This is a genomic window from Granulicella sibirica, from assembly GCF_004115155.1.
Classification (GTDB): Bacteria; Acidobacteriota; Terriglobia; order Terriglobales; family Acidobacteriaceae; genus Edaphobacter; species Edaphobacter sibiricus.
Genome location: NZ_RDSM01000002.1, coordinates 558,102 through 583,661, shown reverse-complemented (window position 1 = coordinate 583,661; position 25,560 = coordinate 558,102). Strand labels below are relative to the sequence as shown.

At 60.1% G+C, this 25,560-nt stretch carries 19 protein-coding genes and 1 pseudogene; 11 read left to right on the top strand and 9 right to left on the bottom strand.

Annotation, left to right across the window (positions count from 1 at the left end):
• Positions 1-132: 132 nt before the first annotated feature.
• The 4 genes and pseudogenes from bla to GRAN_RS13355 all read right to left on the bottom strand — a co-directional run bounded on the left by bla (position 133) and on the right by GRAN_RS13355 (position 7,026).
• Positions 133-992 (bottom strand): annotated as a pseudogene (gene bla, locus GRAN_RS13370) (subclass B3 metallo-beta-lactamase).
• A gap of 124 nt (positions 993-1,116) precedes the next feature.
• The gene (locus GRAN_RS13365) at positions 1,117-4,284 is read right to left on the bottom strand and encodes a DNA polymerase III subunit alpha (RefSeq protein WP_128913519.1); all 3,168 of its coding nucleotides are present in this window, start codon (positions 4,282-4,284) and stop codon (positions 1,117-1,119) included.
• Positions 4,277-5,758, bottom strand: coding sequence for a Y-family DNA polymerase (locus tag GRAN_RS13360; RefSeq protein ID WP_128914187.1), 1,482 nt, complete (start codon positions 5,756-5,758; stop codon positions 4,277-4,279). The genes GRAN_RS13365 and GRAN_RS13360 overlap by 8 nt, the downstream gene beginning before the upstream one ends.
• Complete coding sequence (locus tag GRAN_RS13355; protein ID WP_128913518.1) at positions 5,755-7,026, bottom strand: ATPase domain-containing protein; 1,272 nt, start codon at positions 7,024-7,026, stop codon at positions 5,755-5,757. The genes GRAN_RS13360 and GRAN_RS13355 overlap by 4 nt, the downstream gene beginning before the upstream one ends.
• A gap of 159 nt (positions 7,027-7,185) precedes the next feature.
• Here GRAN_RS13355 and GRAN_RS13350 point away from each other — a divergent pair, with 159 nt between their 5' ends.
• Positions 7,186-7,851: a peroxiredoxin-like family protein gene (locus tag GRAN_RS13350; protein WP_128913517.1), complete on the top strand. Its 666-nt coding sequence runs from the start codon at positions 7,186-7,188 to the stop codon at positions 7,849-7,851.
• A gap of 116 nt (positions 7,852-7,967) precedes the next feature.
• Here GRAN_RS13350 and budA read toward each other — a convergent pair whose 3' ends face one another.
• Together budA and pgi are read right to left on the bottom strand one after the other, a co-directional pair.
• Complete coding sequence (budA, locus tag GRAN_RS13345) at positions 7,968-8,738, bottom strand: acetolactate decarboxylase (protein WP_128913516.1); 771 nt, start codon at positions 8,736-8,738, stop codon at positions 7,968-7,970.
• A gap of 208 nt (positions 8,739-8,946) precedes the next feature.
• On the bottom strand, positions 8,947-10,575 hold the full coding sequence (pgi, locus tag GRAN_RS13340) for a glucose-6-phosphate isomerase (RefSeq protein WP_128913515.1): 1,629 nt from the start codon (positions 10,573-10,575) through the stop codon (positions 8,947-8,949).
• A gap of 288 nt (positions 10,576-10,863) precedes the next feature.
• Between pgi and GRAN_RS13335 the strand changes: the two genes are divergently transcribed.
• On the top strand, positions 10,864-11,850 hold the full coding sequence (locus GRAN_RS13335) for an IclR family transcriptional regulator domain-containing protein (protein WP_241654561.1): 987 nt from the start codon (positions 10,864-10,866) through the stop codon (positions 11,848-11,850).
• Positions 11,851-11,868: 18 nt separating this feature from the next.
• Here GRAN_RS13335 and GRAN_RS13330 read toward each other — a convergent pair whose 3' ends face one another.
• Complete coding sequence (locus GRAN_RS13330; protein WP_128913514.1) at positions 11,869-12,765, bottom strand: type I phosphomannose isomerase catalytic subunit; 897 nt, start codon at positions 12,763-12,765, stop codon at positions 11,869-11,871.
• A 5-nt stretch (positions 12,766-12,770) separates the two neighbouring features.
• A complete protein-coding gene (locus tag GRAN_RS25520; RefSeq protein WP_161570968.1) occupies positions 12,771-12,935 on the bottom strand; it encodes a hypothetical protein in 165 nt (54 codons plus the stop codon).
• Between the two features lie 322 nt (positions 12,936-13,257).
• Here GRAN_RS25520 and GRAN_RS13325 point away from each other — a divergent pair, with 322 nt between their 5' ends.
• The 6 genes from GRAN_RS13325 to GRAN_RS13300 all read left to right on the top strand — a co-directional run bounded on the left by GRAN_RS13325 (position 13,258) and on the right by GRAN_RS13300 (position 18,994).
• Positions 13,258-14,181 carry an acyl-CoA desaturase gene (locus GRAN_RS13325; protein WP_421800845.1) on the top strand — a complete coding sequence of 308 codons (924 nt, stop codon included), beginning with the start codon at positions 13,258-13,260 and terminating at the stop codon, positions 14,179-14,181.
• Positions 14,182-14,424: 243 nt separating this feature from the next.
• Positions 14,425-14,952: a DUF3761 domain-containing protein gene (locus GRAN_RS13320; RefSeq protein WP_128913513.1), complete on the top strand. Its 528-nt coding sequence runs from the start codon at positions 14,425-14,427 to the stop codon at positions 14,950-14,952.
• A gap of 110 nt (positions 14,953-15,062) precedes the next feature.
• A complete protein-coding gene (locus GRAN_RS13315) occupies positions 15,063-16,010 on the top strand; it encodes a sensor histidine kinase (protein ID WP_128913512.1) in 948 nt (315 codons plus the stop codon).
• A 35-nt stretch (positions 16,011-16,045) separates the two neighbouring features.
• Positions 16,046-16,774: a response regulator transcription factor gene (locus tag GRAN_RS13310; RefSeq protein WP_128913511.1), complete on the top strand. Its 729-nt coding sequence runs from the start codon at positions 16,046-16,048 to the stop codon at positions 16,772-16,774.
• 388 nt (positions 16,775-17,162) lie between these two features.
• Positions 17,163-18,008 carry a 3-deoxy-8-phosphooctulonate synthase gene (gene kdsA, locus GRAN_RS13305; RefSeq protein WP_128913510.1) on the top strand — a complete coding sequence of 282 codons (846 nt, stop codon included), beginning with the start codon at positions 17,163-17,165 and terminating at the stop codon, positions 18,006-18,008.
• Positions 18,005-18,994, top strand: coding sequence for a KpsF/GutQ family sugar-phosphate isomerase (locus GRAN_RS13300; protein ID WP_128913509.1), 990 nt, complete (start codon positions 18,005-18,007; stop codon positions 18,992-18,994). The genes kdsA and GRAN_RS13300 overlap by 4 nt, the downstream gene beginning before the upstream one ends.
• A gap of 72 nt (positions 18,995-19,066) precedes the next feature.
• On the opposite strand, the gene GRAN_RS13295 is transcribed toward GRAN_RS13300, so the two are convergent.
• Entirely contained in the window at positions 19,067-20,392 is a 1,326-nt protein-coding gene (locus tag GRAN_RS13295) for a multiheme c-type cytochrome (RefSeq protein ID WP_161570967.1), read from the bottom strand.
• A 286-nt stretch (positions 20,393-20,678) separates the two neighbouring features.
• Here GRAN_RS13295 and GRAN_RS13290 point away from each other — a divergent pair, with 286 nt between their 5' ends.
• From GRAN_RS13290 to GRAN_RS13280, 3 genes are read left to right on the top strand one after another with little or no spacing between them, the layout of a single operon-like run.
• Positions 20,679-22,418 carry an NAD(P)H-dependent oxidoreductase subunit E gene (locus GRAN_RS13290; RefSeq protein ID WP_128913507.1) on the top strand — a complete coding sequence of 580 codons (1,740 nt, stop codon included), beginning with the start codon at positions 20,679-20,681 and terminating at the stop codon, positions 22,416-22,418.
• Positions 22,415-24,604, top strand: coding sequence for a cyclic nucleotide-binding domain-containing protein (locus GRAN_RS13285; protein WP_128913506.1), 2,190 nt, complete (start codon positions 22,415-22,417; stop codon positions 24,602-24,604). Before GRAN_RS13290 ends, GRAN_RS13285 begins: the two co-directional genes overlap by 4 nt.
• 53 nt (positions 24,605-24,657) lie before the next feature.
• Positions 24,658-25,539, top strand: coding sequence for a hypothetical protein (locus GRAN_RS13280; protein ID WP_128913505.1), 882 nt, complete (start codon positions 24,658-24,660; stop codon positions 25,537-25,539).
• The last annotated feature ends 21 nt before the right edge of the window (positions 25,540-25,560 follow it).

Genomic DNA, 25,560 nt, shown 5'->3' with positions numbered 1-25,560 from the left:
GAGAAGAATTTTTGGAAGAATAAAAGCACTTTATCCGAGCCCGGAAGGCGTGGGAAGCGCAAATATCGCAAAAATTATGTGCCTTGATGAATTCCTGGCCAAAACGTCGGGCGGTTAGCCGAGTTGTAAGTGTTACATGCCTTGCTGCTTTTTCAACTCCGCCTCGAAAGACCGCTCCCGTTCAGCGACTGCGGCCTGATACTCTTCCGGATTAATCCAGACAAATGGCCCGGCGCCGGCCTTCACCTTATCCAGCTTCTCTAGCATGCCGAAGTACTGCCCATGCGCTCCCACAAAGATGTCACATGGAAGACCCTTCCAGATTTGAAAGGCATGGCGATAGTCCGCCACAATCGTTGGATAGGAAGCCGGTTTGCCCGGCTTATCGACCAGCTGGTATCCCGGGTTTACATTCCAGCTGCCGACAATCACCACGTCGCGCATCTTTTCTTCGCTCATGGTGCGCATCGTCCAGGTCGCACATCCGGGAGTGTGCCCTGCGGTCTTGTGCGCGACCAGCACTGCGCCGCCAAGCTTGACCTCGTCAGCATCATGCAGAACCCGGTCCACCTTCACCGCCGGGTAGCGATCCTTGGGGTACGCAAAATCTTTCGCCCCGCCGCTCTCGACCACCGGCACGTCCGCGTCCATCACCATGTACTTCGCACCAGTCATCTTGATCACCGCCGCGCTTCCTGCATCGTGGTCCGAATGCGCGTGGCTGATGAGCAGAATCTTCACGTCTGTAAAGCGAAACCCAAGCTGCTCTACGCTTTTTTTGATCAGAGCCGAGAACTCTCGAGGCTCGAGTTGATCAGGATGCCGCCCTCCGGTGTTGTCACGAGATACGAAGCGAGATCCCGGCTCCCCACGTAGTACAGGTTATCGGCGATCTTGAACGGCGCTACCGGGGTCGTCCAGTCCTTCGGGCTCTCCGCGAAGACGCAGACCGTCAGCAACAAAAACGCCAGAAACACTCCGAAACGACGCATCAGTAAGCCCTTTCGCGAATCATCCACCAGCCCCACCCCCAGCCTAAGCGTCGTTTAGCTATCTCTACCGCAATGGTGTATCTGGCACGTTAACCCGTATCAATATTTGGGACGTTAACCCGTATCAATAAAAGTCATGCGAGCGTACATCGGCCTGAGATACCGCAAGCGAATACACCCTCTCGGCCCTCACATGGACCACCATGTCTTCGTTCTGCAATTTGCCTTCCACAAGCAAAAACTTCCCCCTCGAGACCAAGACCCGCTCACGTTCGAACAGATCCGGATGAATAATGACGTTCGCAATCCCGGTCTCGTCCTCCATCGAAAGAAAGATGAACCCGCTCGCCGTGCCCGGCCTCTGCCGCGCAATCACGCATCCGGCCGCCCGCACATACTCCCCGCTTCGCCGCCTGCCAAGCTCCGCCGCCGACAGGATCCTCTGCCGCCGTAGCGTCTCCCTTCGGTACGCCATCGGATGAGGCCCGACCGTCACCCCTGTCCCTCCGTAGTCCGCCACGATCCTTTCTTCTGTCGTCATCTGCCGCAGAGGCGAAGCCACGCTTGCCACCGATGCCTCCTTCAGCAAAGGTCCGACTGGTCGCCCCGCTGCCTCCACCTGCCAGAGCGCATCGCGCCGATGCTCGACGCCATCAAGCTTGTTCAGCGCTCCCACCCGCGCCATCTGTACCATCTCCTTCCGGTTCATCTCCGGAACCCGCACCACCAACTCATCCACACTCCGAAACAGACCATTCCTCTCCCGCGCCTGCACGAGCGCCTCCGCAGTTGCCCCTCGCATACCCTTCACATATCGCATCCCAAGCCGCAGCGTCAGCGTCTCATCGTCCTCATGCTCGATCGTGCAGTTCCACTCCGACCGCTGCACATCGATCGGCTTCACCCGCAGCCCATGCCTCTGCGCGTCCTTCACCAGCACCGCAGGCATGTAGAACCCCATCGGCTGGTTGTTCAGCATCGCGCACGTAAACGCCGCCAGGTGCTTCACCTTCAGGTAGGCCGACGCATAGACGAGCAGCGCAAAGCTCGCCGCATGGCTCTCCGGAAACCCATACAGAGCGAACGATGCGATGCTTTGCACGATGTTCTCCTGCACCTCTTGGCTGATGCCCTTGGCGGTCATGCCCGCGCGAAGCTGCCCCTCCAGGTCCTTCATGCGCTTCATCGAGCGGCGCATCCCGACCGCTTTACGCAGTTCCTCGGCCTGAGCCCCCGTAAAGTCTGCCATCACCATCGCGATCCTCAGCAACTGCTCCTGGAACAGAGGCACCCCCAGCGTTCTCTTCAAAACCGGTTCAAGCGACGGATGTGGATACGTCACCTTTTCCAGATTCTGCCGTCGCCGCATGTATGGGTGCATCATCTTGCCAACGATCGGTCCCGGACGGATGATCGCCACCTGCACCACAAGGTCGTAGAACACCTTCGGCGCATTTCTCGGCAGCGAAGCCATTTGGGCCCGGCTCTCGACCTGGAACATCCCGACCGTATCGCCCCGCCGCAGCACCTCGTAGACCTCATCGGTCTGCGGTAAATCGCCCAGATCGATCGGCACCCCGTAGTGCTGCGGCACAAGCTCGATGCAATCCTTCAGCACCGCCATCATCCCCAGCCCAAGCAGGTCGACCTTCACCAGACCCATGTTCGAGCAGTCTTCCTTGTCCCACTGCACCACCGTCCGGCCCGGCATCGAAGCCCGTTCGATCGGCACCACCTTATTCAGCAACCCCTGGCAGATCACCATTCCGCCAGAGTGCTGCCCAAGATGCCTCGGCAGATCCTGCATCCGCAGGCAAAGCTCCAGGTACTTCGCGATCCGCGGATGCCGGACATCAAGCCCGGCATGTCCAAAGTGATGCGGCAGCGTATCAGTCGGTCCTTTCCACTCAAACTGGCCCATAAGCCCCGAGAGCCGCCCGACCATCTCCTGGTCGAACCCGAGTACCTTTCCCACCTCGCGCGCCGCAGACCGCCCACGATAGGTAATCAGGTTCGCCGTCATTGCTGCGCCCAACTCCCCATACCGGTTGTAGACATACTGGATCGCCTCCTCGCGCATATCGCCCGAAGGCAGATCGAGATCGATGTCGGGCCACTCTCCCCTGTTCTCACTCAAAAACCGCTCAAACAGCAATCCCATCTGGATCGGGTCAACCGCCGTAATCTCCAGCGCATAACAAACCGCCGAGTTGGCCGCGCTGCCCCGTCCCTGGATCAAAATTCCCTTCTTCAGACAGTGCATTACAACGTCCCACACGATTAGGAAGTATCCAGCAAACCCAAGACGGCCGATCAAATCCAACTCTTTTTTCACCTGCAACTTCGCTCGCTCTAGATACTTATGGTTCTCCTTAGCTCCATACCGCTTCCGTACTCCTTCATCCACCCTCTTCGCCAGATAGGAGTCCATCGTCTCGCCCTCCGGCACCGGGTATCGCGGAAACTCATAGCCGAGGTCCTTCATCGTGAACTCCAGCTTGGCCGATAACTCCCGCGTCGAAGCAATCGCCTCAGGCAGATCGCCAAACAGTTCCCTCATCTGCTTCGCCGACCGCAGATGCCTCTCGGCATTCCTCGTCAGCAGCTTCCCCGCATGGTCGAGGTCAGTCTTATGCTTGATCGTCGTGAACACATCCATGACTTCACGCTCGACCTCCGTTGCATACTTCACCCCGTTGGTCGCCAGCAGAGGAAGTCCAAGGCTCCGCGCAATCCTCACCGCCGCCTGATTCCGCCACTCCTCCTCCCGCTCAAAATGCCTCTGTAACTCGACATAGACATTGCCCTTCCCATAGACCCCAACCAACCGCTCGACAACCTTCCTGCCCTCAGCCTCGCCCCCACGCAGAAGAGCCTCAGCAAGAGGACCATCATCGCCCCCAGTCAGGCAGACCAGGCCCTCCGAAAACTCCTCTAGCTCTCGCGCCCGCGCGGCCCCCTCCGCCTTCCCCGTCTCACGCATCTTGAACCGGGTAATCATCTGGCAGAGGTTCTGGTACCCAACCGCACTTTTCACCAGCAAAGGGACCACGACCTGACCACAATTCACCGTCTTCCTAACCACAATTTCTGCACCAATTTGCGCCTTAATTCCCTTCTCCTCGGCCATCGTGTGCATCCGCGCCGCGCCGTACATCCCGTTCCGATCCATCAGAGCAACCGACGGAATCTCCAACTTCGCCGCCCGTTCCGCCAGCCCCTCCGGCAGAGAAGCAGCCTCCAGGAAACTGAAAGCACTGGATGCATGCATCTCCGTATAGTATTCAGTCATATAGCCCATCCATCATCCATGCGTTTCGGACCATATCTCGAAATACCCGGCAGAAGAGCCTCTCCCCAACCGCCTCCGCCACTAAATCCCACTCTTCCCGGCCCCATGTCCCACCGTTCCACCACTCACCTGAACCTTTCCAGGGCCCATAAGCCCTTACCACCTGAAATGTCCGACCCCGGAACGCAAAGCTCCTCGGCTCCCCATCTAACACCTTCATTCGCAACAACATAGGCGGTCGAACTCGCCGCATCGCCGGAACCACCCGCCCCTCAACCTTCCCCCCCGACCGCGCCGAAGCGCGGAAACCCACCATCGAAAACGCATCCGGCTCATGCGAATCCCGCAGCACCGCCGACCCCACCCGTCCTTCACCAACCATCGCCGACAACCTCGCGAGCGTCACATCAAGCCTCGAAGATTCAGGTAGTTGCGGAGCAAACAGCCCCATCTGCACCTTGCTCGTTCCACCCGTTTCCCCCGTCACCATAAGCCCAATCACCGCCTTTTCAGGAGCATGACTAGCCAAGTCAAGCTGAAAAAGCTTCAGCAGAAGCTTCCGATTTTCCGTTGGCAGCGCCGGTCGGATCACCCTTACATGCTCCCCACCACCATCCAGAAGCATTGCCACCGACACACTCGCCAGCGCCAGCGCCCGTCCCCGAGCCCTCACCAGCATCTGATCGAACATCGGCCCAAGCACAAAAAGCAATGTCTCTGACTCCTCCACCGGCCCATCAAACTCAAACACTTCTCGCAGGCTGAACTCCTCCTCAACCGCCTGAAACAGGTGCGGACACTCCCCCAGTGCCATCAGCCTGAGCCTCTTACCCTCTTGCCCCATGCGCGCGATCAACTCCACCTCCGGCAGAGCCGCCAACCCACCAACCGTCTTCACCCCCCAAATCGCCAGCGTCTCCTGCTGCTCCTCCTCTACGTCCAGCACACCAAGCGACATTCCTGCCAGCGCCTCACGCTCTCCACCAGACGGAATAATTACTACGCCGTCACTTCCCCGAGCTAGCGCAACCGAGGCATGAAAGTCCCCGCAAACCACCACCACGGCCACCATCCCGAGTTCCCCAACCCGCGTCTGAATCTGGCCACCGATTCCCGCTCCAAACAGCCTCTCTGTCCCCGCCACATCCACCACGCATACGGCTACCCGGTCCGACTCGGCATCCTCCACCCTCGGCGAAAACCTGCACATCGCCTCAACCAGTGCCTGCTTCGCCTCCCGCTCCGACGCCCTACTCCGCGCCAGCACCCTCACCCCGCCAAACGAATCCACCTCCACTCGCGACATCCCTTCCTCAAGCCCCATTCGCCGCGCCGCGGCCGTCGCCGCGCAGACAGCCTCCGCCGGAGGCGCACCCTCCATCACCACAACCGCCTCTCCGCGCAACTCCGCCCTCAAACGCAGCAGCGCCTGCACCGGAAACTCCGCCACCCGCACGCACGCATACCGTGTCATGCCCTCACCCGCCTGTTTCCTGCCCAACCCGCCGCACACTCCCACGCAGCTCGCACCGGCGTCTTACCTCCCGCGATGCTCACCGGTCTAGCCACCGCAAACCTCTGCCGCGCCGACTCCGCCCCAAACTGCATCCATGCCATCACTGTTCCCAACTCCGCCCAAGCCTCCATACCCTCGAACCGCACCACAAGCCCCGCGCTGCTTCCTGCGCAGCTCTTTCCATCAGACCGTTGCGTCAGCACCACAAGCGTGGTCCGGCTATGATCCGCCGCTGTTCTGTAACGAAACCACGTCGCCAGCGGAATCCGGTCCGCGAACTCAACCGCAACATCGCCCAGATCCAGCACAATCGCCCCAAATCCACCCGCCTGGAGCAGAAGATCCACAGCACGCAGCGCCTGATCCAGCCTTCCCCAAGGTTTCCCCGTATACTTCACGATCTTCGGTTCGCCTACTGGCCCGACGACCGCATTCTCCCGGGCGGCTTGCACTGAGGCTCCGGTTGCCTCCCGCTCCGCTGAAAGCGTCTCTCCCCGTCGCTTTGGAGCCCGATCCGAGTTCACCTGCTCATTCCGCACCACGGGCCGCAGCGCAATCACCCTGCCTGCCGATTCCTCATAACCTTTCGACCCGGCCCGCTGCGGCGGAAGTGTGCCCTCCGCGCACACCGAAGCAATCCTGCACGCACCCTGCGGCCAGATCGTTCGATTGAGTGCCCCCGGAGTCCCCGGCTTACCCATACCCGTTCCCTTCGAGAACCTGGAAGACTGCAGAAGCTTTTCTACGGCACCTTCAAGTCCCCGAATCTCACTCCGCGGATGCCTGCCCCCACCGCCTCCTGTAGGCATCCGCGATCTCAAATCCTTGTTCCCACCAGTTTGAGCCGCCAACTCATACGTTCGGCCCTCCGAAACCACCTCGCCCTTGCCACACCGGACCCAAAGCACCTGAGACAGTCCCACTCCGTTCGCCTCTGCCGACTCCGGGCAGAACGAATCCTCCACATCGACCCACGCACAGACCTTCCCCTCCGCAATTGTTCTCGCGCAAAACGCCATTGCCGCAGTCGTCCGTCCCGATGAGGCTTGCCCTACAAACTCCGTGATTGCTCCCATCGGCAGGCCGCCTTCGAGCATCGCGTCCAAGTCAGCTATCCCGGTGGCAGTAACCTCTCGAATCGTCCTTGGAGCAGGTGTCAGCGCTCCGGGAATCCTCCTAGCCAGCTTCGACTCGATCTGAACCTTCAAAGCCCCAGCTGCACTCACAGCCCACTCCTTATTTCGCTTTTTATTCGCCTTTAGGATGACAACCACCAGCCTTCCTGTCAAAGAGGAAATTTGCTACACCTTCACCCTTATGCTTTCTGCAACTTAGCGCGGGCATGCATAGAACCGGCTAAACTAAACCTGCTGCACCTCACATCTATGCCCCTTCAGGATCAGCTCGACCGCATTACTCAAAACACCCGTGCGCTGGTGCAGCCGGAGCGCCTTGCCATCTCGGAAGCCGCCACTGCCGAGCTCTTCTCGACCGGCATCGAAGACCGCATCCTCCCTGTTGGCGCCCACGCTGCGGACTTCACCCTTCCCGACGCCCTCACCGGCAAGCCCGTCCACCTCACCGACGTCCTCTCCCTAGGCCCCGTCGTCCTCAACTTCTTCCGTGGCCGCTGGTGCCCCTACTGCGTCACCGAACTCGAGCAATGGCGCGACCTTCACTCCGATCTGCGCCGCCGCGGCGCCTTCCTCCTCGCCATCTCACCGCAAACCCCACGCCAGAACGACTTCACCATTCAACAGCACGGGCTACCCTTCCCCGTCCTCTCGGACCCCGGTGCCAAAGTCGCCGCACAATACGGCCTCGCGTACACCATCCCACCCGAGCACAGGAGCTACTACCGCTCCATCCTGGTCAACATCCCCTTCGCCAACTCCGGCCTCAACTACGACACCGCCACCGAAGCAAGCTGGACCTTGCCCCTTCCAGCCACATTCCTTGTTCGGCAGGATTCAACCATCGCCTTTGCCGAAGCCCACGCCGACTTTCACGTCCGCCCCGAACCCGCCGACCTGCTGGCTACTTTGAAATAGCAGCTTCTTACCGTGCGGTCTGATACGGCGCTCCTTCATCGCCGCTGCGGCCGAATCACGACCTAGACGCACAAAAAGGCCGCCCCCTAAAGGGGCGGCCCTACACGCTAATAGCCCTAGTTGTAAGGAAGCGTCGCATTCAGGAAATACTTGTTCAGGGGAAGCCAGAGCGTCGTCTGCGGCAACACCATCACCTCCACCTTCACCGTGCCCGTGGTCAACGCAAGCACATGTCCCGCCTTCGTATGGTCCTTGGATACGAAGTGAAAGTGGTCTCCGACCACGTTGATTCCCTTCTCGAAGGCCGGTCCGCGCAGCACCACTGCCGTCCCCTCCACATCGTTGTAGTTGAATACCACCTCTCCGGCCGATGCAACCACCAGCGTCGGGTACGGCATGGTCTGCTTTGCAATCGCCCGCGTCTGCAAAGTCGTGAACGCACCTGTAATCTTGATTGCGTACGACAGATTCGCCGACGGCAACTGTGACGTGAGCGCAGTTGAAATCTCCGCCATCGTCTTTCCCGTCAGCGTGAAGCTGTACTGCGGTTTGAAGAAGGTCACTGCTGCAAACGGAGCCAGTTCGTTATCCCCCGCCTCCTTGGTCGTACCGTCCGCATACGCGTGATAGACATGGCCATCCAGAACCACCATCTCACCGTTCAATCCATCGTATGTACCCACGCCGAAATCTCCCTGCCGCTTAAGTTGGCCGACTGAGTAAGATCCCTCAAACACGCCTTGCGAAAGAGCATCGAGCGTCGATACCTGGAACAGCAGAGGGAGTTCGTCTCCCTTCCACGACGACCTCTCGTCTTCTTTCTGTGCCGAAGCTTGAATCGTGAGTGCGCATGCGAAGACAGCGATAAACAACCTGTGTCCCTTCATTCGGGGGCTCTCCTCGATCCGTCAAGCCGAACTGCGGCATGCGGATCTTTCTAGAGTTTGGGAAAACGAGTAAATCCGGCGGCTTCCGCCGTCGTACTCGACGTCTTTACTTCCTGGTGTTGGAAGGTGAGACGTATTCCCGGGCCGCCCGATTACACGATCACGAAGAGACCACTGGTCGACTTACCGCTGTCCCGCAGCATCTGCCCTACTTGTTCTTGCGATACTTCTCAATCAACGCATTGGTCGAAGTGTCATGCGTCAGTTCCTTATCGCTCTCCAACTCACCAAGGATCCGCGTCGCCAACACCTTGCCAAGCTCCACGCCCCACTGGTCGAAGGAGTCGATGCTCCAGATCGTTCCCTGCGTAAACACTGCATGCTCATACAGCGCGATCAGCTTACCCAGCACCTCGGGCGTCAGCTTATCGGCAAGAATGACATTCGACGGCCGGTTCCCTTCAAACACCTTATGCGGCACAAGAGCTTCGGCCACGCCTTCAGCCTTCACCTCTTCCGCCGTCTTGCCGAATGCCAGTGCCTCAGCCTGCGCAAACACGTTCGCCATCAGGATGTCGTGGTGCCGCCCAAGCGTATTCAGTGTCTTGTAGAAGCCGATGAAATCGCAGGGAATCAGCCGTGTGCCTTGATGAATGAGTTGATAGAACGAGTGCTGCCCATTCGTTCCCGGCTCTCCCCAATAGATCGGCCCCGTCTCCGTCTCGACATGCGTTCCGCTCAGCGTCACATGCTTCCCGTTCGACTCCATCGTTAACTGCTGCAGGTAAGCAGGAAACCGCTTCAAGTACTGCTCATACGGCAGCACAGCAACCGTCTGCGCGTTGAAGAAATCCGTGTACCAGACGGTCAGCAGCCCCATGAGCACCGGTAGATTCTTCTCGAGGGGAGCCGTCCGGAAGTGCACATCCATCGCATGAAATCCGCCGAGCATCGCCCGGAAGTTCTCCGGTCCGATGGCCACCATCGTCGACAACCCGATCGCACAATCCATCGAGTAGCGTCCCCCGACCCAGTCCCAGAACTCAAACATATTCGCTGTATCGATCCCGAACTTCGAGACCTCCTTGGCGTTGGTCGAGATAGCCACAAAGTGCTTGGCAATGGCGGTCTCATCGCCGCCAAGACCCTTCAGTGCCCACTCCCGAGCCGAGTGCGCGTTGGTCATCGTCTCAAGCGTGGTAAACGTCTTCGAAGCCACAAGGAACAGCGTCTCGTCCGCTTCAAGATCCTCAACCGCCTCGGCAAAATCCGTCCCATCGACGTTCGACACGAAGCGGAATGTCAGGCTGCGATCCGTATAGTGCTTCAACGCCTCATACGCCATCACCGGACCAAGATCCGATCCACCAATTCCGATGTTGATGACGTTCTTGATCTTCTTGCCGGTGTGGCCCTTCCACTCGCCACTGCGAACCCGGTCGGCAAAGCCAGACATCTTATCGAGCACGGCATGAACCGGCGGCACAACGTCCTCGCCATCCACAAAGATCGACTCACCTTTCGGAGCCCGCAGCGCAACATGCAATACCGCGCGATTCTCCGTGATATTGATCTTCTCGCCGGTAAACATTGCCTCCGCACGAGCCTTCAGTCCGGACTCCTCCGCGAGCTGCAGCAGAAGCTTCACCGTCTCGTCCGTGATGCGGTTCTTCGAGTAGTCCAGGAAGATTCCGCCAAACTCCGCCGTAAACTTCTCGCCGCGTGCTGGGTCGTCCTTGAACATCTGCCGAAGGTGCGTGCCACGAATCTGCGTGTAGTGCTCTCCCAAAGCCTTCCATGCCGGGCGTCCGCTGAGGGGGGTCGTTTGCGTCGTCATACGAAATGCTCCTTGTGCGTTCTTTCCGCCGAACCAGACTACTATTCCTCCGGCTGATGAAGGCACCCGGAAGCCGTGGCATCTGGAAATGGCGATTATTTTTGCCTACGTAGTGGATGCCGGAACAGAAGAGACGAAACCAAGGAAGGCCGGGGTTCGCTCCCGCACACGACGTGGCCAGCACGAGGAAGAACCCGGAGACATACTCTCATAACCCGCTGCAACGCAGTAGAAATGTTGCGCTTGAAGCTCTGTGCGTTTATCGTAATAGATGTCCGGCTACCGAACGTGAGCGCTGTGCCGGAACTCATCGCTCGCAGAGCCTTTCCGCGATACCAGCAACTCGCGACCAACACGCTCCACAACCGGAGCGAGGACAAGAAAACAATGGCGTTCCCGTCCGTCCCCACAGTCTCTCCCGCCGTCCAGCAAGATAAGACCCCCTCGACCCACGCAGTAGGCGCACCCACAGCCCTCGAAGTCCCCGGAACTCCCGCCAGCGCACTTGATGTCTACACAGGCGATCCGAATTTTATGACCTCGCTCGCCCGCGGCCTCATTGTCATCCAGGCCTTCTCGCAGGCCACACCGCAGATGACGATCTCACAGCTCTCGGTCAAGACCGGTCTATCCCGCGCCGCCGTTCGCCGCTGCCTTTACACTCTCACCAAGCTTGGCTTCGCAGGTGCCGAAGACGGCTCGCGCTATTCCCTGCGACCACGCCTTCTCACACTTTCGCAGACCTACACCACCTCGAATTCCCTCTCGAACGCCGCGCAACCGATCCTCGAACGCATGTCTGCCACCCTGCGCGAAAGCTTCTCCGTCGCCACGCTGGATGGTGACGACATCGTCTACATTGCGCGTACTGTGGGCACCCGCGTCATGGCTGTTGACCTGCACATCGGTTCGCGCCTCCCTGCCTATTGCACCAGCATGGGACGCGTTCTGCTTGCCTATCTTCCATCCGAAGATCTCGAAGCATATCTCGCGCGCGCCATCCTCACGCCGCACACGACACGCACCATCACCACGGTCGACAAGCTTCGGCTCGCCCTGCGCAACGTCCGCCGCAACGGCTACGCCCTCGTCGATCAGGAACTGGAAGTCGGTCTGCGCTCGCTTGCCGTTCCGGTTTACTCGCCTTCAGGACGCGTCACGGCCACCGTGAACCTCTCTGGCAACGCACCCCGTATGCCGGTCTATGACATGCAGACGCGCTTTCTGCCTTATCTCCGCAACGCGGCGATCGAACTGGCAGCTTTCCTCCGCTAACCAGGGTTCAGCGGTGTGCTACTCCGGAGCAACACACCGCACAAAACCCACCGCATCTCCGAGCACAGATACGTCGCCGATCGGGCAGATCACTGCCCGCCCCGGTGTAAGCGCAACTTCGCCTGCCGCAGTCCTCACCGTTCCAGATCCCGTCAGTCCCACCAGGCAACCGATCCCGGCAAACGGCACCAAAACCTCATCTGAGCACTCGAACCGGTCAACGACAAAATACCGCTCTTCGATCAGCCGAACAAACCCATCCATGGGCCGGGCCGGGACCTTACCCGCGCGCGTCTCTGTCTTCGTCACAGCGAGCCCCTGCGTGAGATGCAGCTCGCGCGGACGCCCATAGTCATACAGGCGATACGTGAGATCCGATGTCTGCTGTACCTCGAGCAGAACCACGCCAGGCCCAATCGCGTGTACCGTGCCTGCATCGACGAAGACCATATCGCCCACTTCTACCGGCACCTGCTCAATCAGCTCTTCCATGCTCGAAGCTGCCGCCTGCAGATCATCCTTCGTCACTCCATCCTTGACCCCGAGCGCCACCGTCGCGCCCGGCACCGCCTCGAGCACATACCAGCACTCCGTCTTGCCTCGCGCATGTCCCATGGCCTGCGCCTCGTCATCATCTGGATGCACCTGCACCGAGAGCTTGTCGCTTGGGAACAGCATCTTCACCAGAAGTGGAAAGTCCCCGGCAACCTCTGAAAGCATCTTGCCAGCATCCTTGCCCGACGCGATCACAGATTCAGGACCTGTCAGCCACGCCTCCCCCACCGGCTCTGTGGTACCAAGATCCGTATACCAAGGCTCAAGACTCGTCTTACCCCAGATTCTCTTGCTAAACGTCGGCTCGAGTCCGAACGGCGCTTCATCCTGCAGGGCTTCAACACTGGTGACACTAGTCATCGTCATCATCCTTCTTCTTTTTCGTTCTGCTTCAGCAGCACGGGGACAGCCTTATCGCCCATAGCATCCTGCCAAAGAATCACATTGAGCTGCTCAGCATCGGCACCATCCGCGTGGCTGATATCCATCTTAGAAGATTCCTTCGCTGCCGCCGCTGTCTTGGGATTCACAGCACAGATTAGCCTGTCGTCCTCGTTTCGATAATCGGCAACGAACGCCAGATCGCTTGATTCCTATACCCAACCTGAACAAAACGAACGTAAGGGACCATTACAAAAGTCTTACAACGCCCTCCGTCCCATCCTGTTAGCGTCGTTCTAGCAGCAACCGAGGACAAGAAAAGACATGACTCCGACGCTTCTGACAACAGATACGAAGAAGAAGACCGAAACCACCTTTGAAACGCCTGAACAGATCGCGGCCATGTCCGAGTTCTCGAACACGACCACACGGGTTCGCGGCGTAGCATTCAACGGAGCCAACGCTCCGAGCATGGCAAGCGCCGCTGCCACCGTAGCCGCCAAGGTCAAGCAGGATCTTCGCATGGGCCGTGAGCACCAGCAGGGACGCATCAACTGGATCACCACTGTCGCCATGGGCCTCTTCCACGTTGGCGCGATCGCTGCTCTCTTCTGCTTCTCCTGGAAGAATCTTCTCGCCTTCGCAGTCATGTATTTCTTCGCCATCAACGTTGGGATCGGCATGTGCTATCACCGCCTGCTCACCCACCGCGGCTATAAGGTTCCCAAGTGGCTTGAGTACTTCATTACAGCCTGCGGTTGCCTCGCGCTCGAGGGCGGACCGATCTTCTGGGTAGCCACCCACCGCGTCCATCATCAGAACTCCGACCACGAAGGCGATCCTCACACCCCGCATGACGGCACCTGGTGGGCACACGCCGGCTGGATCCTCTCCGGCCGCGCCATGCACTCCGAGACCGCTCTCCTGGGCCGCTATGCTCCCGACCTCACCCGCGACAAGGGCCACGTCTGGCTCTCGAAGTACCACTATCTTCCTCTGGTCGGCACCGGCCTCGCGCAGATCGCTCTCGGCTGGGCCGTCACCGGCCACTTTTCCGGCGGCATTTCGATGATGCTCTGGGGAACCTTCCTCCGCGTCACGATCGGCCTGCACGCCACCTGGCTCGTCAATTCGGCCACGCATCTCTGGGGCAGCCGCCGCTTCGAGACTCGTGATGACTCGCGCAATAGCTGGTGGGTCGCTCTCCTGACAGGAGGCGAAGGCTGGCACAACAACCACCACGCCCATCCCGTCAGCGCGCGCCACGGTCTCACCTGGTACGAGTTCGACGTCAACTACTACGGCATCTGGGTTATGGAAAAGCTCGGACTTGCGAAGAAGGTCCAGATCGCCAAGTTCGACCCCGCGAACCCCAAGCCCGCCGGCGCAAACTAGCGTCGGTTCGATCAGAACTACAAGGCCCCGGACCTCATCCGGGGCTTTTGTCTTCCGTGCAGAAAAAATCAGGCGTAGTATTTCGGACATCGTCGGCCCCCAAACGGAAACTGGCTTACCAAGCCAGTCTCGCGAGCTCAATATCCAAACGCAGCCTCGGGGGACTAGTGACTTTGAGATATCAACGTTGCGTCTCAACGTTGCGTCTCATTCCGCTGGCCCACAACCCGCCTGGAGACTCCGATGCCGTTGATTAGAACTCGCTCCCGCTGCACATGGATTCTTCTCGCCATCGCTATCCGCTGCCACGCACAGGTCCCGGCGGCCGCACCAGCGAATTCAACCGGCATATGCAAAGACGGGACCTATTCGAATGCAGTCAGCAGAGATGGAGCCTGCCACGGGCACAAAGGAATTCAGACCTGGTATGCAACGCAGCCCACCCAGACTGCAGTTGCCATGCCCGTGCCGATTCCCGTGGCTTCGATCCCCAACGTACCTCCTCCACAACCAGGTCAATCGCTTCCCTCAATCCCGGTCCCCACACCCACCGTTCTCCGGTCTGACATCGCAGCCGAACGCACGAAGCTCCTCGCCGGCCCACCCGCCCCGGGCGGCGGACCAGGTCTTGTCTGGCTCAACAGCACAAGCAGGGTCTACCACTGCCCCGGAACCGACTTCTACGGCAAAACAAAGTCCGGCTCCTATGTCACCGAAGGCGACGCAAGAGCCAAGGGAGCCCATCCCAGTCGCAACAAGCCCTGCCCATGAGTCAGGGAGAAAGGAATATGGTTTAGAAGGCCCGCGCGAAAGCTGTCTCCCCGACGACACCTTCCTTCCTCTTCGTTATTCCTCACCCCTGTTCCTATACCCTGTACCTCATGAACATCACCCGCCGCCGCGGAGCTATCGCCTTCTTCATCACCCTCGGCGTCGTGCTTACCGGCCTTACCATCACCCTCAACATCACCTGGATCGTGCAGCACAAAGAGCGCGCGTCCTACCTTGTCGTCGGTATCATTCTCTTCGCGATCCTCATTACTGGCGTCGTGCTCAACACCGTCTTCCTCATCCGCGAAATCCGCCGCAACGAGCGCCAGGACTCCTTCCTCAACGCAGTCACGCACGAGCTCAAAACTCCCATCGCCTCCATCCGCCTCTACCTCGAAACGCTCCAGCGGCGCGAGATCCCGGAAGCGCAGCGCAAGCAGTTTTACGCGATCATGCACTCCGACTCCGACCGCCTCATCGCCACGGTCGAACAGGTCCTCAAAGCCGGAGAACTCGGCCAGCGCCAGCGCCAGCAGAACCGCACCCTCATCGAACTTGAGCCTCTCCTCGCCGACTGCATCGCCATTACCCTCCAGCGCCATCATCTTCCCGCTGACGCGATCCGCCTCGAGCCCACTCCCGGAGCCGTCCGCCTCCACGTTCAGGGCATCGCCGAAGACCTTCGCACTGCGATCCTCAACGTCCTTGAAAACGCGATCAAGTACTCCCCCGACGGGGTCCACATCACCACATCTCTCGCGATCACTCGCTACACGTGGGTTTCACTCCGTATCACCGACACCGGCGTCGGTCTCGAAGCCAACCAGTTCAAGCGTATCTTCGCCCGCTTCTACCGCGTCCCCGGCCGCAACCAGAACAAGATCAAAGGCACCGGTCTGGGTCTTTTCCTCGTCCGCACGATCGCGAGACAACATGGAGGCCAGGTGACAGCGTCCAGCCCAGGTCCAAACCAGGGCACCACGATCACGATGAGGCTCCCCTTGGCCAACCCGAGCGGGGCCCCCGCCTCTACCCTCTACACCGGCATCGGCACCTGAGCTGGCCTTACAATCCAAACGAGGGAGCGAAATCCATGATTCAGCCCAACCCCCTCATTGTCCTCGTCGAGGACGAAGATCACCTCGCCCATGGTCTTCTCTTCAACCTTCAGGCCGAGGGGTACATTACTCACCACGAGTCTGACGGCGATTCAGCCCTTTCCTACCTTCTCAACACGGACGACCCGATCGCAGCCGTCATCCTTGACTGCATGCTCCCCGGGGCCGACGGATTCACCATCGTCCGAGCCCTCCGCCACGCCGAACGCTTTACCCCCGTCCTTATGCTCACCGCCCGCTCCCACCCGCAGGACATCTTTGAAGGACTCGAAGCCGGCGCCGACGACTACCTTCCCAAACCCTTCGACCTGAATATCCTTCTCGTCCGTCTCAAGAGCCTTCTCCGCCGTACCGCTTGGCAGTCACCCCCCGCCGCCAAGCCCCCGGACGAGTCCCAGGATGCCTACGCCTTCGATAACCGCACAATCCGCTTCGACACGTTAGAACTAATCGCCCCCAACCGAACGACACACCTCACGGTTATGGAGGCGGATCTCCTCCGCTACCTCACCGACCGCGAGGGCAAGGTCGTCCCGCGCAAGGACATCCTCGAGCAGGTCTGGCGCGTCCACGAAGACACCGACACTCGAGCAATCGATAATTTCATTGTGCGCCTGCGCCGCTACATCGAGGATGACCCCGCCAGCCCAACCCACCTGATCACCATCCGGGGAATTGGCTACCGGTTCAATGCGAATCCGTGAGGCTCCTTGCGGTCAAACAGATTCTGAGCGCGGTTCCTGCGGTCCTTGAGTGCGCCGCGTCTTCCGGAAAAACGGCTTGCGACAGAACACGCACTCCCATGGCACATAACCAAGCTTGTACAAGACGACTTCCTGAAGGAATCCGTGGCGGCTTAACCGTCTCGTCTCGGAGCGTCCACATAGCTTGCACATCGGTTTATCCATTGAGTCCCCGTCAAATAAAAGATCATTTCCGCAATAAAGACCGGTTCTTAGTCCGATTACTCTCAAACACCAAGGTAATACGATGTAGCCGGGAGATGAGAAGCCCGATGCAGAAAGTCGATACCTTCATCAGACGCGTTCCCCAAAACGAAGTTGCTATGGTGTGCGCTACCCTATTCAAGTCATGAAAGCGAACACTACCGTTACACTCGGTGATCTCAAGATCGCCAACCATCTCCCGCTCACCATTATCGCCGGGCCATGCGTGCTCGAATCCCGCGCCCAAACCCTCGAAGTCGCCGGCTTCCTCCAGGAGGTGTCCACCCGCCTAGGCTTCGGCCTCGTCTACAAATCCTCCTTTGACAAAGCGAACCGGACCAGCACCTCGTCCGCCCGTGGCATGGGTCTCGCCGAAGCCCTTCCTATTCTTGCCGAAGTTCGCGAGACCTATGGCCTTGCCGTCACCACGGACGTTCATCTCCCTGATCAGTGCGGCCCCGTCGCTGAAGCAGTCGACATTCTCCAGATCCCCGCCTTCCTCTGCCGCCAGACTGATCTTCTCGTCGCCGCCGCAGAAACTGGTCGCACCGTTAACGTCAAAAAGGGCCAGTTCCTCGCTCCCTGGGATATGAAGAACGTCGTCGCCAAGCTCACCTCTACCGGCAATCCGAACGTCCTCGTCACCGAACGCGGCACCAGCTTCGGCTACAACACCCTCGTTTCGGACCTACGCGGCCTTCCCATCATGGCCCGCGAGACCGGTGCCCCCGTCGTCTTCGACGCCACCCACTCCGTCCAGCAGCCCGGCGGCCAGGGCACGACCTCCGGAGGCCAGCGCGAGTTCATCCCGACCCTCGCCCGCGCCGCCGTCTCCGCCGGCATCGCCGCTGTATTTCTCGAGACCCACCCTGACCCTGACCATGCACCCAGCGACGGCCCGAATATGGTTCCGCTGCGCGACTTCGAGCGCCTCATCAAGTCCCTGTTAGCCATCGACGCTCTCGTTAAGTCCGAGACGTTCGGCCAATGACCTCCGCCCTCCGCACCCTCGACCTCGAAATCGCCGGCCTCCGGCTTCTCCGCCAATCACTCGAGACCCACCTTGGCGAGTCCCTAAAGAAAGCGGTTACCCTCACCCTCAGCCTGAGAGGCCGCATCCACGTCACCGGCATCGGCAAATCTGGCCACATTGCCCGCAAGCTCGCCGCCACCCTCACCAGCACAGGAACACCCGCACAATTCCTCCACCCTACCGAAGCCAGCCATGGTGACCTCGGCGTCCTTCAACCCGAAGACCTCCTCCTCGCTCTCTCCTGGTCTGGCGACACCCCCGAGCTCCTCCCCCTCATCGACTACGCCCGCACGGCCGCGATCCCGCTGATCGCCATCACTGCCCACCCCCGCTCCGTCTTAGCCCTGGCTGCCACCATTATCCTCGAAGTCCCACAAGCCACAGAAGCCTGTCCCGACAACCTCGCACCCACCACCTCCACAACCATGCAGTTAGCGCTCGGAGACGCCCTAGCCCTAGCTATCCTCGAAGCTCGAGCCCTACCTAACGGCCACTATCCTGCTGCCTTCCGAGCTCTTCACCCAGGAGGTAAACTCGGCGCCCGCCTCACACCGGCCAGCGCGCTTATGCACACGGGCGACCGCCTCCCCTTCGTCCGCGTCGGCACCCCACTCTCCGCCGCGATCGTTGAGATGACAAGCAAGGGATTTGGCGCCACCGGCGTGCTTTCCCCTGAAGGTGCCCTCGTCGGCATTGTCACTGACGGCGACCTCCGCCGCAGCTTCTCGAAACCCGTCGATCAATCCGAACTGATGTCCCGTCCGGTCGAGCAGATCATGACGCCTCGCCCCTGGACCATCAACCCCGATGCGCTCGCACCCGACATCCTCTCGCACATGAATGCCACCCGAATCACCAGCGCGTTCGTCCTCGTACAGCAAACTCCCGAAGCCACCCCGCAAGGCATCGTCCACATCCACGACCTACTTCGCATCGGTCTATAGAAAGAAAGGCCATCCAAAGAAAAACGCTCCACAGGACCACCGTCCCGTGGAGCGTTAATATCTTTGAGAAGTCTATCGTAGAGTCCCAGCGACCTTCTTCATCTGCGCCGCGAACATGGGAGCGTTGTACCCCGATGGATTCTTAACCTGCGCGAACAGCTGATCGATCGCCGCCCGCGTCGCTCCATTCGTGCCTCCAGCCTTCGCCGATGCAATGTAGAGCGAGTCGACCGTCATCGTAGCCTGCTCGGCAGCCCTCTCACCCTGCTTCGAGATCGCGTCCGCATCGTTCGCAATCTCTTTCAGAAGACGATCCGTCCGCGCCTTATCGTACTGAGCATCCCGAATCTCCCCGAGCAGCTTATCCGCCAGTTTGGCAGCACCGTTCGCCGCGGACTCCACCGCCGCTCGATCTGGACTCATCGAAGTAATCAACATCGCGACCTTGCTGACATCCGCCGTCAACTGCTGATTGGTCGAAGCATCAATCTCATCCGCAAAATGCCGAAACACGACGAACCGCGAAAGATTGTACGGAGGATCTCCGGCCCTGTGCCCGGCATATCCTTCCTTCTGCCGCCAGCTCTCCGGCCCCGTCAAAGAGTGATGGCACGTAATGCAGTCCATCTCGCTAAACTCCGGCCACGGCCCACTCTCCGCGCGCCGCGAAACCCGCAGCATACTCTCGCGCAACTGCACCGCCTGTCCCACACCCCAGGCGCGCATCCCAAATAGGGGGTCTGGGTTCTTCTCCACCCAGTGCGGGGGCTCGACCGCCGTGAACGAGTCCAGTTCGAACGTCAGGTCCGGATGCCCCGCCGCAATCATCTCGTGATCAACCTGCATGTCTTTCTTCGCAGATCCAAGATGGCACGTCAGGCACTCTTCGCTCCGGACCGCCAGGTTTTTGTTGTCGATCAACCCGAGCTTGACCATATCCACATGCTTCGCGCTCGACGCGATGTGCGGTCCAATCCACGCCGACGAAGGACCGTGGCAACTTTCGCAGCTCACACCCTCGGCCACGTCAAACTCACGTGCCTGGTGCTCCTTCTCCACGCTCAGTGCGTGGCACACCAGGCAGCGCTGCGCTTTCTCCGCCGGACCTATTTTTAGTACCGAGCTCATCTGCCGGCCAAGCGATTCCGTAAGCACTGTGTATGCTCGCGCGTGCTTATCTTCGGTCACCCAGGTGCTGTACTCGTTCTGCAGAACCTTCGTTGTATTGCGCGGCTGAATCCCGCCATGGCATGCCACCGCCGAACACGACCCCGGGCCCACATATTTATGGTTCACCGTCTGCATATCGGCCTGCGCCGCAATCGCAAGAAGCGCATGCACTCTCTCGTCGGAAGCCGGTCGGCTCTGCGCCACTGCCGAGACAGAGACCAACACCATCAAGGCAGAACAAATGCGAACGAAAGTACGCTTCGGCGACAAGTCAGGCATGCCTCACAACTGAGATCGGTTTTGCAGGAGTTATATCCTGCGCCGGAGGCGATTGCAACCGCATTCGCTCTGTAACGCAAAAGAGATTTCTGTCACCTTCCTTCGGCATCGTGAATTTCGAAGTATTTCCGTTTCAACGAGAAGAAGAAGCAAAAATTCAGGATGGGTCTGCTATATTTTCGCCAACGACTCCACAACGTTTCGAACCTACGGGAAACATCAAGGACGTACCAGCATGGCTCTCCCCGAAGTCCTCGTGAACATCGAACCCGGCCGTAACAAGCTGGGCGTCTTCGAAGATCTGCGCCATGTTCAGGACTCCATCGGCTACGTCCCCATGCGCGAGATCGAGAAGATTGCAACGCGCCGCGCCGTCGCCGTCAAGGACGTTCACACCGTCGCCAGCTTTTACCCGCACTTCCGCCTCAAGCCACCCATTCGCGTCGATGTCCGCGTCTGCGACGACATGACCTGCCACCTCCTCGGCGCACGCAAGCTGCGCGAGCAGCTCAGCCGCCAGTACGCAAGCGCCTCCGAGCAGGTGCAGGTGCGCGATATCTCCTGTGTCGGCCGCTGCGATCACGGCCCTATCGTTAGCATTAACGAGCACTATCATGAGCACACTAACTTCCGTCAGGTCGTCTCCGAAGTCGATCGCGAACTCGTAAGCCCACGCGGCGAAGAGCATAGCCATGCGCCGCGCAGCCCCGAAGAACGTGGCATGACGATTCAATGCGACCCTTACGCCACCGAGGCCGAACACTACGGCATCTTCCGCAGGGTCATCGCCCAGAAGAACTACGACGAGGTCCTCGCTCTCCTTAAAGGCGGCGACCTTCGCGGCATGGGTGGCGCAGGCTTCCCGACCTTCATCAAGTGGGAAGGCGCACGCAAGTCGCCCGGCATCGAAAAGTTCGTGGTCTGCAACGCCGACGAAAGCGAACCCGGCACCATCAAGGATCGATTCATCCTCCAGTACTTGCCCCACATGGTCTTCGAGGGCATGATGATCGCCGGGGCCATCGTAGGAGCGCAGTACGGCTATCTCTATATCCGCCACGAGTACGAACTACAGACCGAAGTCCTTAACGAAGAGCTCAATCGCATTCGCGCCCTCGGCCTTCTCGGCAATAACATCATGGGTACGGGCATTGACTTCGACATGGAGGTCTTCGTGTCGCCCGGCGGCTACATCTGCGGCGAAGAAACAGCCCTCATGGAAGCCATCCAGGGCAACCGCTCCGAGCCGCGCAACAAACCGCCCCGCACCGTAAACTCCGGCGTCTGGAACAAGCCCACCGCGCTCAATAACGTCGAGACCTTCTGCCATGCCATCACGATCCTCGGCAAAGGGGGTCAGTGGTATCACGACATCGGCCAGAACGGCTCGGCGGGCATCAAGTTCGTCGGTGTCACTGGCAATGTCAAGCATCCCGGCGTCTTCGAAGTTCCGATGGGCATCAGCTACCGCGAACTCATCTACGGCTATGCGGGAGGCCCACTCGAGGGTCGCGAGATCATCGGCTTCGCCCCCTCCGGCCCATCCTCAGGCTACCTGCCAGCCTCGCAACTCGACCTTGCCCTCGACTGGGACAAGGTCAAGGCCGTCGGCTCCATGCTTGGCTCCGGAGCCGTCGTTGTCTGCGACGACACCTCCTGCATGCTCGACATGGCGCTCGTCGCCAGCCGCTTTTATCGCAACGAGAGCTGCGGCAAGTGTTCCCCATGCCGCATCGGCACGCAGAAGCTGGTCGACCTCATCGAGAACTGGACCCAGGGCGTCAACCACGGCGGCGATGAGAAGCTCCTCAAGGATCTCTCGAACGTCCTTCGCACCGCGAGCCTTTGTGGCCTTGGGCAGATCTCGCCCGCCCCCATTCAGTCCGTGCAGAAGCACTTTCCCGAACTTATGAGGCAGCACATCGAAGACCACGTGTGCACCGCCGGGATCTGTTTCTCGGGGAGCACGCTATGAGCCACGAAAACGAGCTCATGACGCTCACCGTCGACGGGGTCGAAGTCACCGTACCCCACGGCACCACCGTCTTCGACGCAGCGCGACTCGCCGGCATCACGATCCCCGTCCTCTGCCACCAGCAGAACCAGACTCCCATCGGCGTTTGCCGCATCTGCGTCTGCGATGTCGGCGAGCGAGCACTTCAGGCTTCCTGCGTCCACAAGGCTGAGCCTGGCATGGTCGTCAAGACTGCGACCGAACCCATTCAGACCGTGCGCAACACGCTCTACGAGCTCATGCTCTCGGATCATCCGTCACCCTGCATCCGCCAGCAGCAGAGCCACGACTGTGAACTCGAAACCCAGGCCGCCGCTGCCGGCGTCCTTCCCGCCGCCAATCGCTTCAAGCAGCGCGCCGTCCCCGTCATGCAGCCCGACGACTCGTCGGTTGCCATCCACGTCGATTACTCCGCCTGCATCCTCTGCGATCGGTGCATCCGCGGCTGCTCCGAGATCCGCCACAACAACGTCATCGCCCGCCAGGGCAAAGGCTACTTCGCTGCCATCGCCTTTGACTCCAACGAGCCCATGGGCAACTCCTCCTGCGTCTCCTGCGGCGAGTGCATGGTGTCCTGTCCCACCGGCGCCCTCACGAACAAGAAGGTCCTGGGCCAGAATCTCCTCGAGGAGATCGGACCCAATAAGGCCTTCTCGGTCGAGACCTCCGAACTTCTCGCCCTTCCCGTCTTCAAGGGCGTCTCAGGAACCTTCCTCGAGCTCAACCAGGGCGCCGTTGTCAAGCGCAGATACAAGGCCGGCGAGGTAATCGTCCGCGAGGGCGAAAACGGTTCAACAGCCTTCTACATCCTCGAAGGCACTGTCGATATTCTCCTAGGCTCCCCCCGCGCCCACGTCACCACCTCCAACGAGACCGATGGCTTCTTCAAGAAGATGATCAGCCAGATCCTCCCGAAGACCCAGGACGTCCGCGAAGGCGAGCGTACCACCCCGTCCCACATCCGCATCGACGCCCCCGTAGATTTGCCCTACAACGACCCCATCGCCCAGCTTCACGAAGGCGACCTCTTCGGCGAAATGACCTGCATGTCCTTCTACCCGCGCTCCGCTACCGTGCGCGCCAAGACCGACTGCGTCATGCTCGAGATGCTGCGCAACGTCCTCGACGTGATGCAGAAGAACAAGACCTTCCGCGCCAAGCTTGAGGCCAACTATCGCGGACGCGCGCTCGGCACCCATCTCCGCAGCGTGCCCATCTTCTCCACGATCTCCGACGACTTCATCGACCTCCTCCGTGACCGCGTCGAGCTCATCCGTTACGCCCCCGGTCAGGTTATCTGCACCGAAGGCGAGCCCGCCGACTCCTTCTTCCTCATCCGCATCGGCTTCGTGCGCGTCTCGCAGATGCGCAACAACGAACAAATGGTTCTCGCCTACCTCCCGCGTGGTGGCTACTTCGGCGAGATGGGCCTGCTGCGCGACATGCCCCGCACCGCCACCTGCACCGCCCTCGATCACGTCGAAGTCGTGCGGATCCACGCTCCTGACTTCCATGCGATGCTCAAGCGCTTCCCTGAAGTGCGCATGCAGATCGAGAACGTGGCCCGCCAGCGCGACAAGGAAAATACATTCGCCCTCCAGCGCTCGACGGAGAAATCCTCCAGCCAGCCACTTCACCAGTTCCTAGCCCAGGGCCTGATGGATGCGCAGTCCCTCCTCATCCTCGACCTCGAAAAATGCACACGCTGCGACCAGTGCGTCAAGGCCTGCGCCGACGCCCACGACGGCGTCACCCGTCTCCTCCGCGATGGCGTCCGCTTCGACAAGTACCTCGTCGCCACCTCCTGCCGCCAGTGCCGCGACCCCCTCTGCATGGTTGGCTGCCCGGTCGGCTCCATCCGCCGCAAGAACTCACTCGAAGTCATCATCGAGGACTGGTGCGTCGGCTGCGGCCTCTGCGCCAACAACTGCCCCTACGGCAACATCACTGTTCACGAGTTCGAGCGCGACGGCAAGGACGCCGGCACTAAGGGCAAGGTCCGCAAGGCTACCTCCTGCGACCTCTGCCACGACATGAAGGAACCAAGCTGCGTCTACGCCTGCCCGCACGACGCCGCGCACCGCGTCAAGCCGAACGAGTTCTTCGCCGGCCTGCTCGGAACCAATCTCGATGAGGTCTCCAAGTAGATGCGGCTCCCGCAAACGTCCGGAAATAGAGTCGCGCGCCTCGTGAGGTCCACGTGCGCATAGACAAGACCCACAAGCCGTGGCTCTGGTTCACTGTCGGCGCTATCGTCCTCTCGACGATCGTCTACGTGCCCTATGCCACCACCGTCACACCACGCGGTGGAACCGGCATCGGCATCACCTTCGGCGTCATCACACTTGGCCTGATGGTCTTCGCCGCCCTCCTCAGCGTGCGCAAGCGCTTCCCTGTCATCCGTATCGGACGCAGCTATCTATGGCTCAAGGCCCATCTCTGGCTCGGCTTCCTCGCCCTGCCCATGATGCTCTTCCACGCCGCCTTCCACGCTCGCGGTCTGCTCGCATTCATCCTCTTCACTCTCACCATCGTCGTCGTTCTCAGCGGTGTCTACGGCGCGTACCTCCAGCACACGCTGCCTTCGAAGATGTTCCGGGAAGTCCCCTACGAGACTATCTACGACCAGATTGGCGTCATTCGCGAACAACTCGTCAAGGAAGCCGAAGTCCACGTCACCAACGTCACCGACATGCTCGCCCCCGCCCGTGGTGCCGGAGCCACCGTCGTCCTGACAATGCTTACCGTCCCCGAGCTCGGTGAAGAGGTCGCGGCCTTCAACCTCTTCTTTGAAGCCGAGATCCGCCCCTATCTAGCCGCCGACCGTCCCCAGGCCGTCAAGATGACGATGTACAACCGGACGCGAGCCGCCGAAGAGTTCGACAACTATCGCAAGCTCTTTCCCCAGACCGCCTGGGAACCCATCACCGCCGTCCAGGATGTCACCGAAGAAAAACGTCAGCTCGACCACCAACTCCGTCTCCACCACCTGCTCCATGGCTGGCTCCTCTGCCACCTGCCCCTCTCCGCCGCGCTTCTTTTGCTCGGTTTCATCCACGCTGTCGTCGCACTCCGCTATTAGCGCTTCCGATAGACGCAGTTA